This is a genomic window from Pedobacter foliorum, assembly GCF_013266735.1.
Classification (GTDB): Bacteria; Bacteroidota; Bacteroidia; order Sphingobacteriales; family Sphingobacteriaceae; genus Pedobacter; species Pedobacter foliorum.
In genome coordinates, this window is the sequence record NZ_JABSNU010000014.1 from 1 (window position 1) to 14326 (window position 14326).

Genomic DNA, 14326 nt, shown 5'->3' on the forward strand with positions numbered 1-14326 from the left:
TTGTACACTTCAAGAAATATTCAAAGAAAAAAGGCATAGTAAGGAAATACTCAGGACGGATCTCACAACAAACAAAAAAGGAAGCCGTATCATCTTTTGATTAATGATACGGCTTCTTTTTGTGGACCCGAAGGGAGTCGAACCCTTGTCCAGTTGTGTGATAAATTATGCTTTCTTCATGCTTATTTTCCAATTAATTGTAGGGATCTGGCGGGCTGGAAACCGACCTAACCTTTCACCTTAGGTACTTTATCTCGCAAATGTAGCGTACCTTACAAATGCCAGCTCCGTTATTTCGATGCTCCAGATTCTAACCTAACGATGCAGCAGTTAGAGGAACAAAAGCTTATCTAATTCTAAATTAGGCAGCTAAGGCGTAGTTATTTTCGCCAATTATAGTGTGAACGTTATCTTTTAAGTGCTCTCCGTACAACGCACTGCATGCTTACATACTCAGCGCCACCCTGTCAAATCCAGAACGAGCCCATTATATGTGCTGATGGTGTGTGGTTAACTAATCCTTTCCAACCATCAACTTGAAACAAAAGTACTAAAATTATGCCATAGTTCTACCAGGATATTGTTTTAATGCAATATCAAGACAATCCATAGCATTGTTAAGATCGGTAGTGTTTAGAACATAAGCCATTCTTACTTCGTTTTTTCCAAAGCCTTCTGTTGAGTAAAATCCGGTAGCAGGAGCCATCATAATGGTTGCCCCGTTATGAGAAAAACTTTCGAGTATCCATTGGCAAAACTCATCGGCATCATCTATAGGTAGTTTTGCAACTACATAAAATGCGCCACCCGGATTAGGACAAAACACACCTTCAATGCTGTTTAGTCTTTTAACTAATGTATCTCTTCTTAGAGTGTATTCTTTGTTTACTTCTTCAAAATAACTATCAGGAGTATCTACAGCTGCGGTTCCTGCAATTTGCTCAACCATACCTGGACTTAACCTTGCCTGTGCAAATTTTAAAGCAGATTGTATTACTTCTTTGTTTTTGGTGATGATACAACCCAATCTTGCACCACAAGCGCTATAACGCTTAGAAACTGTGTCAATCACAACCACGTTTTCGTCGATGCCATCCAGATATACCGGAGAGATAAACTCTCTGCCATCATAACAAAACTCTCTGTATGCTTCGTCAGAAAACAAGAAAAGATCATATTTTAAGCAAAGCTCTTTAAGCGCCTCAAGTTCTTCTCTTGAATACAAATAGCCGGTAGGATTATTAGGATTACAAATAATAATGCCCCTGGTTTTGTCGGTTATTAGCTTTTCAAAATCTGCAATAGGAGGGAGTGCAAAACCATTTTCAATATGTGATAATATTGGTACTACAGTTATATTGCTCATGCAGGCAAAACCATTGTAGTTGGCATAAAAAGGCTCAGGAACAATGATTTCATCACCTTCATTAATACAGGTTTGCATGGCAATGGTGATGGCTTCGGAGCCACCAACTGTAACAAGAATATCTTCAGGGGTAATGTTGTAACCGAGTTTGTTATAGTATTCAGCAAGCTTAGTTCTATAACTTAAGGTACCTTCAGATGGAGTATATGCCCAAACATTAAAATTAATGTTTTTGATCGCATTTAACATAACCTCAGGCGTGGCTATATCAGGTTGTCCAATATTTAAATGGTACACCTTTTTTCCGTCCTTTTTTGCTTGATCAGCAAATGGGGTTAATTTTCTAATTGGCGAAGCGGGCATTTGTACCCCTTTCTCTGAGATCCTTGGCATGGTACAAAAGTAAAAAACCTCGTTGATTAACGAGGTTTTTTATAGAAATATCTTTATTGGATTCTATTTAGTACTTCCAGCTACTGTTTCGCCTTTAATGTAAAGAACTTTAGTAGTGGTTTTAGCATTAGAAGTTATAGTAATACTTTTGCTAAATGGCAGTGCTGCAGTAGGGTTATAAGTAACTTTGATAGTTCCTGTCTCTCCTTTTTTGATTGGAGTTTTAGTGTATTCAGGTACTGTACAACCACAAGTAGTTTCAACTTTGCTAAGGATCAATGGTTGATCTCCAATGTTAGTGAATTTAAAATCTACAGTTGCAGGTTTGTTGTTAGGAATTTTTCCAAAGTCATAAGTTTCTTTGTCAAATTTAAACTCAGCGGGTTTAGATTGAGCATTTGATGCAACACTTATTCCTAAAATTAATGTAAATAGTAATAATAACTTTTTCATCTTATGTGGGGTTTTAAAAACAAATTTAATGTTTTATAGCACAAATCAAAAAGTATTCCAATATATAAATTAACTCACACCGTTAAGTCATACTTTAGAATTTATGTATCTTTGCCCAATAACTGATTTGCTTATGACGCCAAATAGTAAACTTACAACGAACCCAATTGATGCTTCAGAGTTAAGTTTTGATGATTTCAAAACGATTGTTATTAATGACTATAAAATAGCCTACGAGAGTAGACAGGCTAGTTTATTAGGTCGTAAAGAAGTGTTAACTGGTAAGGCGAAGTTTGGCATTTTTGGTGATGGTAAAGAGATCCCTCAGATCGCAATGGCCAAAGCTTTTAAAAACGGCGATTGGCGTTCAGGTTATTACAGAGATCAAACTTTTGCCTTTGCAACAGGCATTTGTACCCTAAAAGAATTTTTTGCGCAATTATATGCAAACCCAAGTGTAGAAGCTGAACCGGCATCTGCAGGCCGACAAATGAACTGTCACTTTGCTACGCGTTCTCTTAATGAAGATGGTAGTTGGAAAGACCTAACGGAGATGAAAAACTCTTCATCGGATATTGCGCCTACTGGTGGTCAGATGGCTCGTTTAGTAGGTTTGGCTTATGCATCTAAATTGTATAGACAAAATCCTGATTTAAGTTACCTTAAAAATTTCTCGGTTAATGGTAATGAGGTCGCATTTGGTACTATAGGCAACGCATCAACCTCCGAAGGTGTATTTTTTGAGTCAATTAATGCTGCCGGAGTTTTACAAATTCCAATGGCTATGTCTATCTGGGATGATGCTTATGGGATTTCGGTTCCGGCTAAGTATCAGACCACTAAAGAAGATATTTCGGAGATTCTGAAAGGATTTCAAAGGGATGAGGAATCGGAAGGTTACGAGATATTTAAAGTTAGAGGTTGGGATTATCCGGCATTATGCGAAACTTACCAGCGCGCTATAGATGTTTGCAGAACCGAGCATGTTCCTGTTTTAATACACGTTACAGAGGTTACACAACCACAAGGGCATTCTACTTCAGGTTCTCACGAACGTTATAAAGATAAAGATCGTTTAGAGTGGGAGCGTGAATACGACTGTATTCCGCAGATGCGTAAATGGATGCTCGAATCTGCAATTATTACTGAAGAAGAAATTTCTGAACTGGAAGCAACTGCAAAGAAATTTGTGCGTGAAACGCAGAGAGAAGCCTGGAATGAGTTTTTGGCAACCATTAAAGTTGAAAAAGAAGAAGTAATAGAGATGATTAAAAGAATTGCCAACGGTAATCCTGCAATCACAAAAATTGCTTCACTCTTAGCTGGTACACCAGATGCAATGCGTAAAGAGGTGGTTTCTTCGGCACGAAAAACATTGCGTTTTAGTATAAACAATCCTTCTCCTGAAAGAGATAATCTAATAAATTGGTACAATGGTCAGGCTTCTTTAAATGAGGATAGATATAACTCTAAACTATTTACTGATGGTATAGATAGTCCGTTTTTAGTTAAACAGGTTGCCGCTCAATATAGTGAAGAAAGTAAAATGGTTGACGGCCGTGAATTACTGAATGCCTGCTTCGATTCAAATTTTGCTCGTGATGAGCGTTTAGTAGCCTTTGGTGAGGATTTAGGAGCAATAGGCGATGTAAACCAAGGTTTTGCCGGTTTACAAGCGAAGTATGGCGATTTAAGAATTACCGATACTGGTATTAGAGAAATGACAATTGTTGGTCAGGGAATTGGTTTGGCATTGCGTGGTTTAAAACCTATTGCCGAAATTCAATACCTTGATTATTTATTATATGCACTTAATATTTTAAGTGATGATCTGGCTAGTTTATCTTACAGAACTAAAGCCGGTCAAAAAGCACCTGTTATCATCAGAACTCGCGGGCATAGATTGGAAGGCGTATGGCATTCAGGATCTCCAATGTCGATGATTTTGGGTTCGCTTAGAGGTTTACACATTTGTGTGCCGCGTAATATGACGCAGGCAGCAGGTATTTACAATACCTTATTCAGATCCGACGAGCCAGCATTGGTTATTGAATGTTTAAATGGCTACAGGTTAAAAGAAAAACTACCAGAAAACGTTGGTGAATATACTGTTCAACTTGGTGAGGCAGAGGTAATAAAAACTGGAACTGATGTTACCATTGTATCTTATGGAGCAACTTTAAGAATAGTTGAGGAAGCTGCAGAAGAACTGGCTCAGCTAGGGATTTCGGTTGAGATCATCGATCCGCAAACACTACTGCCTTTTGATACAAATCATGTCTGTGCCGAATCATTAAAGAAAACAAATAAATTATTGGTTGTTGATGAGGATGTTCCAGGTGGAGGAGCTGCATTTATTTTACAGCAGGTGCTGGAAGAACAAAATGGCTACTACCATTTAGATGGACAACCTAGAACGCTTACTGCTAAAGCTCATCGTCCGCCTTATGGGACTGATGGAGATTACTTTAGTAAGCCATCTGTTGATGATGTTATCGAAGCTGTGTATAAAATTATGCACGATCATAACGCATCAAAATACCCTTCTATATTTTAAGTAAAAGTATTTAAAAAGAGATCTTTCAGAGAAGGTAGTTTTATTAGAGTCACCTCAGACTTAGGTCAGACTTAACTCAGACTCTCGTTAGACTATAGCCTAATGAGAGTCTGGATTAACTCTGTTGATTTTCTTTTATGCTAATTTGCTTGATTTGTTGCGAAGCAGGTGATCGGCAAGCACTAATGCTGCCATAGCTTCAACAATTACAACTGCGCGAGGCACAACACAGGGATCGTGTCTGCCTTTTCCTTTAATTTCTGCAGCTTCACCAGCAGCATTTATCGTTTGCTGATTGTGCATTATTGTTGCAACCGGTTTAAAGGCTACCGTGAAATTGATTTCCATTCCGTTAGAAATGCCTCCCTGAATTCCACCAGAGAAGTTAGTTAACGTTTTAGGCTGACCTTCGTTTGCTAAAAATATATCGTTGTGTTCTGAACCCCTCATTTCGCTTCCAGCAAAGCCAGATCCATATTCAAAACCATGAACAGCATTAATGCTTAACATCGCTTTGCCAAGGTCTGCATGAAGTTTGTCGAATACAGGTTCACCTAAACCAACAGGACAGTTTTTAATAATACAGTTGATCTTTCCACCTACTGTATCACCATCTTTACGTACACCATCAATAAATTCAATCATTTGATGTGCTGTAGCAGGATCTGCGCAACGTACAATATTTTCTTCTCTGATAGCTAATAAATCAGCTATGTTTTTACTTTCAAGGTTGGGTGCTTCAATTTTGCCTACTGTGGATACATGAGCGAAAATTTCAATGCCATGGTGTTTTAACAACAACTTGGCAATGGCTCCTGCAGCAACGCGGGCAGCTGTTTCACGAGCTGATGAACGACCACCTCCGCGATAATCACGAATGCCATATTTAGCATCGTAAGTATAATCGGCATGAGAGGGACGATAAACGTCAGTATTGTGACTATAGTCTTTACTGCGTTGATCTTCGTTAGGAATAAGCATTGCAATTGGAGTACCTGTACTTTTGCCTTCAAATGTTCCTGAAAGGATTTGTACTGTATCACTCTCTTTGCGTTGCGTAGTAATTTTAGATTGCCCTGGTTTGCGTTTATCTAACTCTGATTGTATGAAATCAAGATCGATGGGCAATTGCGCCGGACATCCATCTAAAATAACACCAATGGCTACACCATGTGATTCACCAAAGGTAGTGATGCGAAATAATTGCCCGAATGTATTGCCTGCCATTTTAGAATTATTTTATGTGTTTAATTAAATCTCTGTAACTGTAAATCCTGCCTTTTGTAAATCTTTCCAGAAATCAGGATAAGATTTTTCTACAACATCCATTTCTTCCAGAACAACCTCATTTATTAACAAACTAAGCGGAGCAAAGGCCATCGCCATTCTGTGATCTTCGTAAGTTGCGAAAGAAACTCTTTCAGGGAAACTTAGCTGATCACAGTTTAGTGTGTAGATAAAGTTGTCTTCATTTAAAGTTACACCAATCTTTGAAAGCTCATTTTGTAAAGCCAAAATGCGATCAGTTTCTTTGATTTTTAAGGTTTCGAGACCAGTAAATTTAAGGTTTTTTTGTAAAGCAGCAGCGCATACAATGATGGTTTGTGCTAAATCCGGACAATCTTTTAAATCAAGAATTTCATCATTAAAGTTTGTTTCGGAGGTTGTTAGGTTGATTCCTTTGTCGGTTTTAGACGTTTTTACACCAAAAGCCGTCATGATTTCTCTGATGCGACTATCGCCCTGTAAGCTTTTATCTTTAAGGTAAGGTAAGCCAATCTGTGCATTTTCGGCAAGGGCAGCTATGCTATACCAGTAAGATGCAGCACTCCAGTCAGGCTCAACAGCAAGTGTGGCCGACTTAAATGTTTGTGGCTTAACAGTGATATTGTTTCCAGTCCATTCATGAGAAATTCCTGCTTCTTCAAGCATGTCTAACGTCATTTTTACATACGGAAGTGAGGTTAACTCGCCTTCAATCTGTAACGTTAGGCCTTGTGGCAAAGTAGGAGCAACCATCAATAAAGCAGAAATATACTGACTGCTAATGTCGCCTTTAATTTTCACAGTATCAGTGCTTTGCTTTAACGGACCATTGATGTTTAATGGAGGGAATCCATCTTGTTCAAGGTAAGTAATGTCAGCACCGATGTTTTTTAACGCTTCAGCAAGAATGCCAATGGGGCGTTGTTTCATTCTCTCAGTTCCTGTTAATAAAAAATTACCAGGTAGGGTAGAAAGCATGGCTGTTAAAAAACGCATTGCAGTACCCGCAGGGCCCACATCAACGGTTTGTTGATGTGGGTTGTTTTGCGAGATATTATTTAATATACTGTTTAAAGTAACAGTATCAGCAGCATTCGACATATTATCAACCTTTACAGTCCCCTTACTCAAAGAGCTGATAACTAATGCTCTGTTACACTCACTCTTAGAGCCAGTAAGTGTAATTTCTGTATCTATTTGTTTGTTTCCTTTAAAAGAAACAAGCGCATGTTTACTCATTATTAAGACTTAACTTCTGTGTGTGCTTCTGCTGCAATTCCTTTTTCGGCTTTACCAGCGTTCATAATCTCAGTTTGTTTACGGATAGATTCGCCATGAACTAGTTCTAAGAATTTCTCAGTAAAGTTTAAATCTAATTTTAATGCTTTTGCGAATGAAATACCTTTGTTAATGATAGCATCCCAACGGTTTACTTGTAAAATTGTAACCTGGTTATCACGTTTGTACTCACCAATTTTAGAAACGATGGCCATACGCTCACCTAATTTTTGTAACAAGATATCGTCAATTTTGTCGATTTGCTTACGGAAATCAGCTAATTGATCAGAGATTGCTTCGTTTTTAGTTTCTGGTTCACGAACAGTTAAGCGATCAACAAGTTCAGATAAAGCAGCAGGAGTTACTTGTTGCTTAGCATCAGTCCAAGCTACAGAAGGATCAACATGCGACTCGATCATAAGACCTTGCATATCTAAATCTAATGCTTTTTGAGAGATGTAAGGAATTAACTCTCTGTTACCACAAATGTGACTTGGATCGTTAATGATTGGCAACTCTGGGCATAATGTTTTTAATTGGATAGCAAGTTCCCACATTGGTTCGTTACGGAACGAGCTTTTCTCGAATGAAGAGAAACCACGGTGAATTGCACCTAATTTAGTGATACCAGCACCATTGATACGCTCTAATGCACCAACCCATAATTGTAAATCTGGATTTACAGGGTTTTTAACTAATACCGGAATGTCAACACCTTTTAAAGCATCAGCAATTTCCTGAACTGTAAACGGGTTTACTGTTGAACGAGCACCAATCCAAAGGATATCTACGCCAGCAGCCAAAGCCTCTTCAACGTGTTTAGCATTTGCAACCTCTACAGCTGTTGGTAAACCAGTTTCTAATTTAGCTCTTTTTAACCACTCTAAACCGATACTTCCGATACCTTCAAATTCTCCTGGACGAGTACGTGGCTTCCAGATACCTGCTCTTAAAACAGATACTTTTCCAGTAGCTGCCAATAAATGAGCTGTGGTTAATAATTGCTCTTCAGTTTCTGCACTACAAGGGCCTGAGATAATCAAAGGCTCATTGTTGATGTTAAGCCAGGTGTTTAGCGGTTGAATGTTTAATTGTAATTTCATTGTTTTGGGGTTATTTATGTTAATTTTTTATGTTAAAATTGATTGTTTATACTTTGTCGTTTTTCTGGTACTCGCCCATGATATTAAAGTTTACTGTGTATTTAAGGGCTTGGCGGACAGCCTTATCATAAGCCTCCATGTTTTTCCATTCCATATCTACATAGAAATAATATTCATTTCTTTTTCCAAGCACAGGCATACTTTGTATTTTGGTTAAGTTTACATGTAGCTCAGCAAATATATTTAATACTTTAGCCAGTGCTCCAACATGGTTACCTACCTGAAAGCAAATAGATGCTTTATTGATTGGTCCCACCTCTTCAGCTTTATCCTTTTTAAGGATTAGAAAACGGGTAAAGTTTTTCTTGTTAGATTCAATTCTTCTTTCGATGATGTTTAGTTCATACAGCTCGGCTGCAAGTGTATTTGCTATAGCAACGGTATCTGTTAACTGCTCATCTTTAATGCGCTTAGCACAAGCTGCGGTATCATTACTCTCAATGATTTTGATTTGAGGATAATCTTCAAAGAAATCAACACATTGACGGATAGCAATAGGGTGGGAAGTAGCAAATTTAACATCCTCAAACTTTACACCAGGCAAGGCCATTAAGTGAAGTTGAATGTTTAGGTAAACTTCGCCAACTACTGCAAAATTGTATTCGCGTATTAAGGTGTAGTTAGGTAAAAGGCTGCCGGCTATTGAATTTTCGATTGCCATCACTACGAAGTCAGCTTCATCATTTTTTAAAGCGTCGCAGGTTAGTTTAAAAGAGTTACACTCAATAGTTTGAATGTCCTTTCCGAAAAACTTAAATGCCGCTTCTTCATGAAATGAAGCTTTGATACCTTGAATTGCTACTCTTGTTCCTTTTTTCATTAGCGTGTTTCCCTTTTTTAATGGTTATGAAAATTTCATAACTGTTATTTGCTTTAAACGAAAAAAGTCCCGGTGTTAGACCGGGACTTTTCGTATACATTTATCTTGTTAGATTCTATTGCATATTAGTCCCGGCTCTTACTAAAGTAGTAAAAGTAACCAAACCAATATGTAGTGATATTTTTCAAAATTCCTGTTTTTTATATTGTTATGAAACGCGCATTTGTTAATGTTTGTTTCTAAATTTTCTTTTCGTTTCGCCAAATGTACTAACAAAATTTAATTTGTCAATAGTTAATTTAAAAAAATTATTTATTGTTTGTTGTTAGGTTCTTGTTGTGGTTCAAAATATTAGGCATTTCCCGCTTTAGAAGTTAGGTTGTTTAGGTACGCAAAACTATCTAAAATGTCGGTTTTTGATACTCTACAGTTGAAATCACAAGCGCCAATACGACTCAATAATGAGAACATAATTTGTCCGTTTTCATTCTTTTTATCGCTTTGCATAAATTCTAATAATTGGTCAAAGCTTTCTTCCTTAATGTGATAATTAGGGTAAAGTTTTAAAATGTAGGTGCTAATGTCGTTAAGTTCATCATTACTTAGCGTGTTGTTTTTAGCAGATAAGTAACCTTCGCAAATCATACCAATAGCTATCGCTTCGCCATGGGTTAGAGGGGCCGCATCGTTTATTAACGAATAGGTTTCTACGGCATGACCAATCGTATGTCCGTAATTTAATATCTTCCTTAATCCTTTTTCATGAGGATCTTCGGTTACTACTTCATTTTTAATCTCTACTGAACGATAAATGGCGCTAGCTTCAATTTGTTCGTAATCACAGTTTTGCAGTTCAATGTAATAGTCTTTGTCCACAATTAAACCATGTTTAATCATTTCAGCAAAACCAGAAAGCATCTCTCTCTTAGGTAATGTTTTAAGGAAAGATGTTTCAATAAATACGGCTTGGGGAAGCGTAAATGTTCCAACCATATTTTTTACGTTGTCTACATCTATACCGGTTTTACCACCAACTGATGCATCTACTTGTGAAAGTAGGGTAGTAGGGATATTGATAAAATCTATTCCACGTTTGTAGGTTGAAGCTACAAAACCACCCATATCTGTAATTACACCTCCACCTAGATTGATCATCAGACATTTACGGTCAGCTTCAAAATCTAATAGTGTTTTCCATATTCCAATACAAAAGTCGATGTTTTTGTTCTCTTCTCCTGGATCTGTTTCAATCAGGTCAAATCCGCTATAATCGCCCAACATTTCCTGAAACTGAGGTAAGCACAGTTCAGAGGTGTTGCGATCAACAAAAACAAAGATTTTGCTGTATTTATCACTTTCTATAATTTCCACCAATGGTGCAAGATTCGCTTCGAAATGGATGGTGTGTCCGGCACTGTTTAATTTGTTCATTAAATGATTGTTATTTTCTGACCCATAAAATCAATTACATCTCCAACCCGCACCTTCAATCTCTTGCGGTAATCTACCTTGCCGTTATATTTTACAAGTCCGTCTTCAACAACAGTTTGGGCCTCGCCACCACTTTGTACAAGTGCAGTTGCTTTTAACAACTGAATAAGGGGAATGAATTCGCCTTCTAATTTAAATTGTATCATTATAAGACAAACTTAGATAAAATTTTTTACTGTCGAAATTACAATTATTTATAGTGCGTTTTACCAGTGGTAGCTATGGAATTTATACTTTTGCAAACGATTTGACTAACTGACATTCACTAATGGAGACATTCCCCAAAAAATCATTGAATTTTGATGATACTGAAGTTGCTTTTCGCAACAAATCTAATTCCGAATTAAATGCTGCCTACTGGCTTTTTAAGATAATAAGCAGTAACTTTTTAACTAAAGTTGGCCCTCCGGTTACCAATTTGTTTTTAAATATTGGTTTACCAATTAAAGGAATTATTAAGGCGACTATTTTTAAACATTTCTGCGGTGGCGAAACCATTGCTGAATGTGCAGAGACAATAACACAACTCAATTCAGGTAAAGTAGGTACTATTTTAGATTATTCTGTTGAGGGTGAGGACGAAGAGGCTGTTTTTGATTTTACATGCGAAGAGATCATCAGAACGATAGATCAGGCCGCAAAAGACAAACGCATTCCTATTACTGTATTTAAAGTTACCGGAATTGGTCGTTTTGCTTTGCTTGAAAAGCTAGATGCAAAACAAGTATTAACGGCTGCTGAAGAAGCTGAATACGAGAAAGTAAAGCAACGTTGTGAAAAGATTTGCAGAACTGCTTTTGATAAAAAGGTGCCTGTAATGGTTGATGCAGAAGAAACATGGATTCAGAAAACTATTGATGAGCTTGCTGTTGATATGATGCGTTTGTTTAATAGAGAAACCATTATTGTTTACAACACTTATCAGATGTACCGTCATGATAAACTTGCTGATTTAAAAGCGGATCACCTTATTGCAAAGGTTGCCGGTTATATTTTGGGTGTTAAAATGGTTAGGGGTGCTTATATGGAAAAAGAACGCAAAAGAGCTGAGGAAATGGGTTATCCATCACCAATCCAACCTACTAAAGAAGCATCTGATATTGATTATAATGAGTCTTTAAGGTATTGTATGGCTCATATTGATGAGATTGCTTTTGTTTGCGGAACTCATAATGAAGAAAGTTGCAGATTATTAGCTGAATTGCTTGATCAAAATAAGGTTGCTCATAATCATCCTCATGTTTATTTTGCCCAATTATTGGGAATGAGCGATAATTTGAGCTTTAATTTATCGGATGCGGGTTACAATGTGGCTAAGTACGTGCCTTATGGGCCTGTTAAAGCCGTTATGCCGTATCTTTTTAGAAGAGCGCAGGAAAATACTTCAATCGCAGGACAAACGAGCCGTGAGCTTGGTTTAATTATGAAAGAGAAGAAAAGAAGAAGGTTGTAGTATTATTAGCTATGAACTTTTGAAAAGGTAATATGTGTTGGGCATATTACCTTTTTTTTATATCTTTTTATTTTACTCTGAATGGTTGACTTCCTGTTAGTAAGTCCCAGAATAAAATGAAATCGCTAGCTAAGCTATAAAACGGATACTGAAAAGTAGCAGGTTTGTTTTTTTCGAAAAAGTAATGACCTACCCAGGCGAAGCCATATCCTACAATTGGAACACCTATCACAAAACGTAAGTCGTGAAACAGTATCGCTGTAAATAAAAGCAATACAGCCAGCAAGGTTCCAATAAAATGTAATATCCGGCTAGTAAGATTGGTATGCTCGGTTAGGTAGAAGGGATAAAACTCTTTAAGAGATTTAAATCTTTTTTCAGTCATGGGTGCAAATTTAACTATAAGATATGATGATCAGCTAAAAATTGCTTCAGATCTTTAGGATGTTTATCCATTAAAAGTGTGTTAAGGCCCGCTTGTTTCGCTCCAACAAGATGTTGAGGACTGTCATCAATAAACAAGGTTTCCTCCGGTTTAAGGTTGTTTTCTTTTATCACTTGTTCAAAAATCTCCACATTAGGTTTGCGAAGGAACATTTGTTGAGAGTAATATGCTTTTTCGAACAGGTGATTGTTATCGGCAACATTATATTCTCTTTTCAGGTAATCAACAATCCAGTTGTAGTGGATTTCGTTATTGTTGCTTAGTAGAAATGTGCGGTACTTTTGTTTTACTTTAAGTAGGGTGTCATGCACTGCCGGAGAGGGAACACCTATCAATAAACTGTTCCAGGCGTTGTCAATTTGCTCGTCGGTTAGGCTTGAATTGTTGGCAGCTTGACGTATTTTGTCTCGAAATTGGGGTGGAGTGATAGATCCGGTCTCAAAATCGTTAAATATTTCATTGTGATTTTTGTGTGCAAAAAACTGCTGAACATCGGTTATACCTAATTGTAAAAGAGCATTTTGAGTTCTTACAAAGTCTATTTCGAATATCACATTGCCATAATCGAAAATAATATTTTTTATTTTTTGTGCTAAAACTGTTTCCATAATTGGATACAAATATGTAACATTGCACTCGCAAAATCTAATAAGATTTTCGGGGCCTATAGCTCAGTTGGTTAGAGTAGAAGACTCATAATCTTTTGGTCGCTGGTTCGAGCCCAGCTGGGCCCACTGCTTAAAAAGCCGTTTTTCGATAAGAAGAACGGCTTTTTTCGTTTCTAATTTTTGATTATCGGTCAGAATTTTTGTGGTAATTCTTTACGAAAACTGTAACAAATGAGTAACAGTATTTTAATTGGGGTTGTTTTGTTACAGATTGTGAGTAAGTTTGAGTTGGTTTTGTAACAAAACTGAAAAATTAATCTAGTTATGTCATTTAAAAGAACGTTGAAAATTGCTATATTTCTTTCCGTTTAATATAATAAATGACGTTGTTTGTCTTGCAAACACAACCTACTTACTATTATTTTGTATTTCAATATGAAAAAAGCATTCGTGTTTTTTTGGTTAATATTTTTGTTTTCTGGCATTGGGTATCTATTTTGGTACAACGATATCATTTACCAATTGCCAACTCCAGTTCCAAAAGATTATAAATCAGTTGAGACCGGAAGTTTGATCGTCAACAAAGCTTTGAACAATAACCATAGTAAACCTATTTTTCTCCATTTTTTTAATCCAGAGTGCCCCTGTTCACGATTTAACATGAAGCATTTTAAATCGCTGGTTAAAGAGTACGGCGATCTTATTAATTTTAAAGTGGTCGTATTGAGTCCAAAGTCTTTTACTTCAGAAGACATCCAAAATAAGTTTGATCTCCAAATCCCTATTCTATTTGATAATACCCTTGCCTCAGCTTGTGGTGTGTACTCTACTCCTCAGGCAGTTTTACTAGATCAGACTCAACATTTATATTATAGAGGGAACTATAACACTACTCGTTATTGTACGGACGAAAAAACCAGCTTTGCAAAAATAGCACTGAGTGGTTTGTTGAAAAAACAAACTAATCTGGTTTTCAGTGAGGCAGCACTAAAATCCTATGGTTGTACTTTACCAGACTGCAAACAATAATTAA

General features: G+C 37.0%; 13 protein-coding genes, 1 tRNA gene and 1 other RNA gene. 4 read left to right on the forward strand and 11 right to left on the reverse strand.

Going from position 1 to position 14326, the window contains the following annotated elements:
- Positions 1-119: 119 nt before the first annotated feature.
- From ssrA to HQN83_RS20970, 3 genes are all read right to left on the reverse strand, one after another.
- Positions 120-486, reverse strand: a transfer-messenger RNA (tmRNA) gene (gene ssrA, locus HQN83_RS20960).
- A gap of 70 nt (positions 487-556) precedes the next feature.
- Entirely contained in the window at positions 557-1759 is a 1203-nt protein-coding gene (locus HQN83_RS20965; RefSeq protein ID WP_173093039.1) for a pyridoxal phosphate-dependent aminotransferase, read from the reverse strand.
- A gap of 63 nt (positions 1760-1822) precedes the next feature.
- Positions 1823-2212: a DUF1573 domain-containing protein gene (locus tag HQN83_RS20970; protein ID WP_173093042.1), complete on the reverse strand. Its 390-nt coding sequence runs from the start codon at positions 2210-2212 to the stop codon at positions 1823-1825.
- Between the two features lie 133 nt (positions 2213-2345).
- Here HQN83_RS20970 and HQN83_RS20975 point away from each other — a divergent pair, with 133 nt between their 5' ends.
- Positions 2346-4769 (forward strand): alpha-ketoacid dehydrogenase subunit alpha/beta, encoded by a 2424-nt coding sequence (locus tag HQN83_RS20975; protein ID WP_173093044.1) that lies wholly within the window; start codon positions 2346-2348, stop codon positions 4767-4769.
- A gap of 135 nt (positions 4770-4904) precedes the next feature.
- Here the strand turns inward: HQN83_RS20975 and aroC are convergent, their stop codons facing one another.
- From aroC to HQN83_RS21005, 6 genes are all read right to left on the reverse strand, one after another.
- Positions 4905-5996: a chorismate synthase gene (gene aroC, locus HQN83_RS20980; RefSeq protein ID WP_173093046.1), complete on the reverse strand. Its 1092-nt coding sequence runs from the start codon at positions 5994-5996 to the stop codon at positions 4905-4907.
- A gap of 24 nt (positions 5997-6020) precedes the next feature.
- Positions 6021-7274, reverse strand: a complete 1254-nt coding sequence (gene aroA / locus HQN83_RS20985) for a 3-phosphoshikimate 1-carboxyvinyltransferase (RefSeq protein ID WP_173093048.1) — start codon at positions 7272-7274, stop codon at positions 6021-6023.
- 2 nt (positions 7275-7276) lie between these two features.
- Positions 7277-8416: a chorismate mutase gene (locus HQN83_RS20990; protein WP_173093050.1), complete on the reverse strand. Its 1140-nt coding sequence runs from the start codon at positions 8414-8416 to the stop codon at positions 7277-7279.
- A 46-nt stretch (positions 8417-8462) separates the two neighbouring features.
- A complete protein-coding gene (locus HQN83_RS20995; RefSeq protein ID WP_173093052.1) occupies positions 8463-9296 on the reverse strand; it encodes a prephenate dehydratase in 834 nt (277 codons plus the stop codon).
- A gap of 351 nt (positions 9297-9647) precedes the next feature.
- Entirely contained in the window at positions 9648-10727 is a 1080-nt protein-coding gene (gene aroB, locus HQN83_RS21000) for a 3-dehydroquinate synthase (protein ID WP_173093054.1), read from the reverse strand.
- Positions 10727-10933, reverse strand: a complete 207-nt coding sequence (locus HQN83_RS21005) for an RNA-binding S4 domain-containing protein (RefSeq protein ID WP_048906717.1) — start codon at positions 10931-10933, stop codon at positions 10727-10729. The genes aroB and HQN83_RS21005 overlap by 1 nt, the downstream gene beginning before the upstream one ends.
- Before the next feature lie 122 nt (positions 10934-11055).
- Between HQN83_RS21005 and HQN83_RS21010 the strand changes: the two genes are divergently transcribed.
- Positions 11056-12240 carry a proline dehydrogenase family protein gene (locus HQN83_RS21010; protein ID WP_173093056.1) on the forward strand — a complete coding sequence of 395 codons (1185 nt, stop codon included), beginning with the start codon at positions 11056-11058 and terminating at the stop codon, positions 12238-12240.
- A 67-nt stretch (positions 12241-12307) separates the two neighbouring features.
- Here HQN83_RS21010 and HQN83_RS21015 read toward each other — a convergent pair whose 3' ends face one another.
- A complete protein-coding gene (locus HQN83_RS21015; protein ID WP_173093058.1) occupies positions 12308-12625 on the reverse strand; it encodes a DUF962 domain-containing protein in 318 nt (105 codons plus the stop codon).
- 14 nt (positions 12626-12639) lie between these two features.
- Complete coding sequence (locus tag HQN83_RS21020; RefSeq protein WP_173093060.1) at positions 12640-13293, reverse strand: HAD family hydrolase; 654 nt, start codon at positions 13291-13293, stop codon at positions 12640-12642.
- Positions 13294-13345: 52 nt separating this feature from the next.
- On the opposite strand from HQN83_RS21020, the gene HQN83_RS21025 reads away from it, so the two are divergent.
- Both HQN83_RS21025 and HQN83_RS25545 read left to right on the forward strand, forming a co-directional pair.
- Positions 13346-13419 (forward strand) — tRNA-Ile (locus HQN83_RS21025).
- A gap of 309 nt (positions 13420-13728) precedes the next feature.
- Positions 13729-14322 (forward strand): TlpA family protein disulfide reductase, encoded by a 594-nt coding sequence (locus HQN83_RS25545; RefSeq protein WP_173093062.1) that lies wholly within the window; start codon positions 13729-13731, stop codon positions 14320-14322.
- Positions 14323-14326 lie beyond the last annotated feature (4 nt).

What these genes read in the sequence shown, in the direction of transcription:
- aroA (WP_173093048.1), bottom strand. Translation starts at nt 7,274, where the DNA reads ATGAGTAAACATGCGCTTGTTTCTTTTAAAGGAAACAAACAAATAGAT.
- HQN83_RS20995 (WP_173093052.1), bottom strand. Translation starts at nt 9,296, where the DNA reads ATGAAAAAAGGAACAAGAGTAGCAATTCAAGGTATCAAAGCTTCATTT.
- aroC (WP_173093046.1), bottom strand. Translation starts at nt 5,996, where the DNA reads ATGGCAGGCAATACATTCGGGCAATTATTTCGCATCACTACCTTTGGT.
- HQN83_RS21005 (WP_048906717.1), bottom strand. Translation starts at nt 10,933, where the DNA reads ATGATACAATTTAAATTAGAAGGCGAATTCATTCCCCTTATTCAGTTG.
- HQN83_RS25545 (WP_173093062.1), top strand. Translation starts at nt 13,729, where the DNA reads ATGAAAAAAGCATTCGTGTTTTTTTGGTTAATATTTTTGTTTTCTGGC.
- HQN83_RS21010 (WP_173093056.1), top strand. Translation starts at nt 11,056, where the DNA reads ATGGAGACATTCCCCAAAAAATCATTGAATTTTGATGATACTGAAGTT.
- HQN83_RS21020 (WP_173093060.1), bottom strand. Translation starts at nt 13,293, where the DNA reads ATGGAAACAGTTTTAGCACAAAAAATAAAAAATATTATTTTCGATTAT.
- HQN83_RS20990 (WP_173093050.1), bottom strand. Translation starts at nt 8,416, where the DNA reads ATGAAATTACAATTAAACATTCAACCGCTAAACACCTGGCTTAACATC.
- HQN83_RS20970 (WP_173093042.1), bottom strand. Translation starts at nt 2,212, where the DNA reads ATGAAAAAGTTATTATTACTATTTACATTAATTTTAGGAATAAGTGTT.
- HQN83_RS20965 (WP_173093039.1), bottom strand. Translation starts at nt 1,759, where the DNA reads ATGCCAAGGATCTCAGAGAAAGGGGTACAAATGCCCGCTTCGCCAATT.
- HQN83_RS20975 (WP_173093044.1), top strand. Translation starts at nt 2,346, where the DNA reads ATGACGCCAAATAGTAAACTTACAACGAACCCAATTGATGCTTCAGAG.
- HQN83_RS21015 (WP_173093058.1), bottom strand. Translation starts at nt 12,625, where the DNA reads ATGACTGAAAAAAGATTTAAATCTCTTAAAGAGTTTTATCCCTTCTAC.
- aroB (WP_173093054.1), bottom strand. Translation starts at nt 10,727, where the DNA reads ATGAACAAATTAAACAGTGCCGGACACACCATCCATTTCGAAGCGAAT.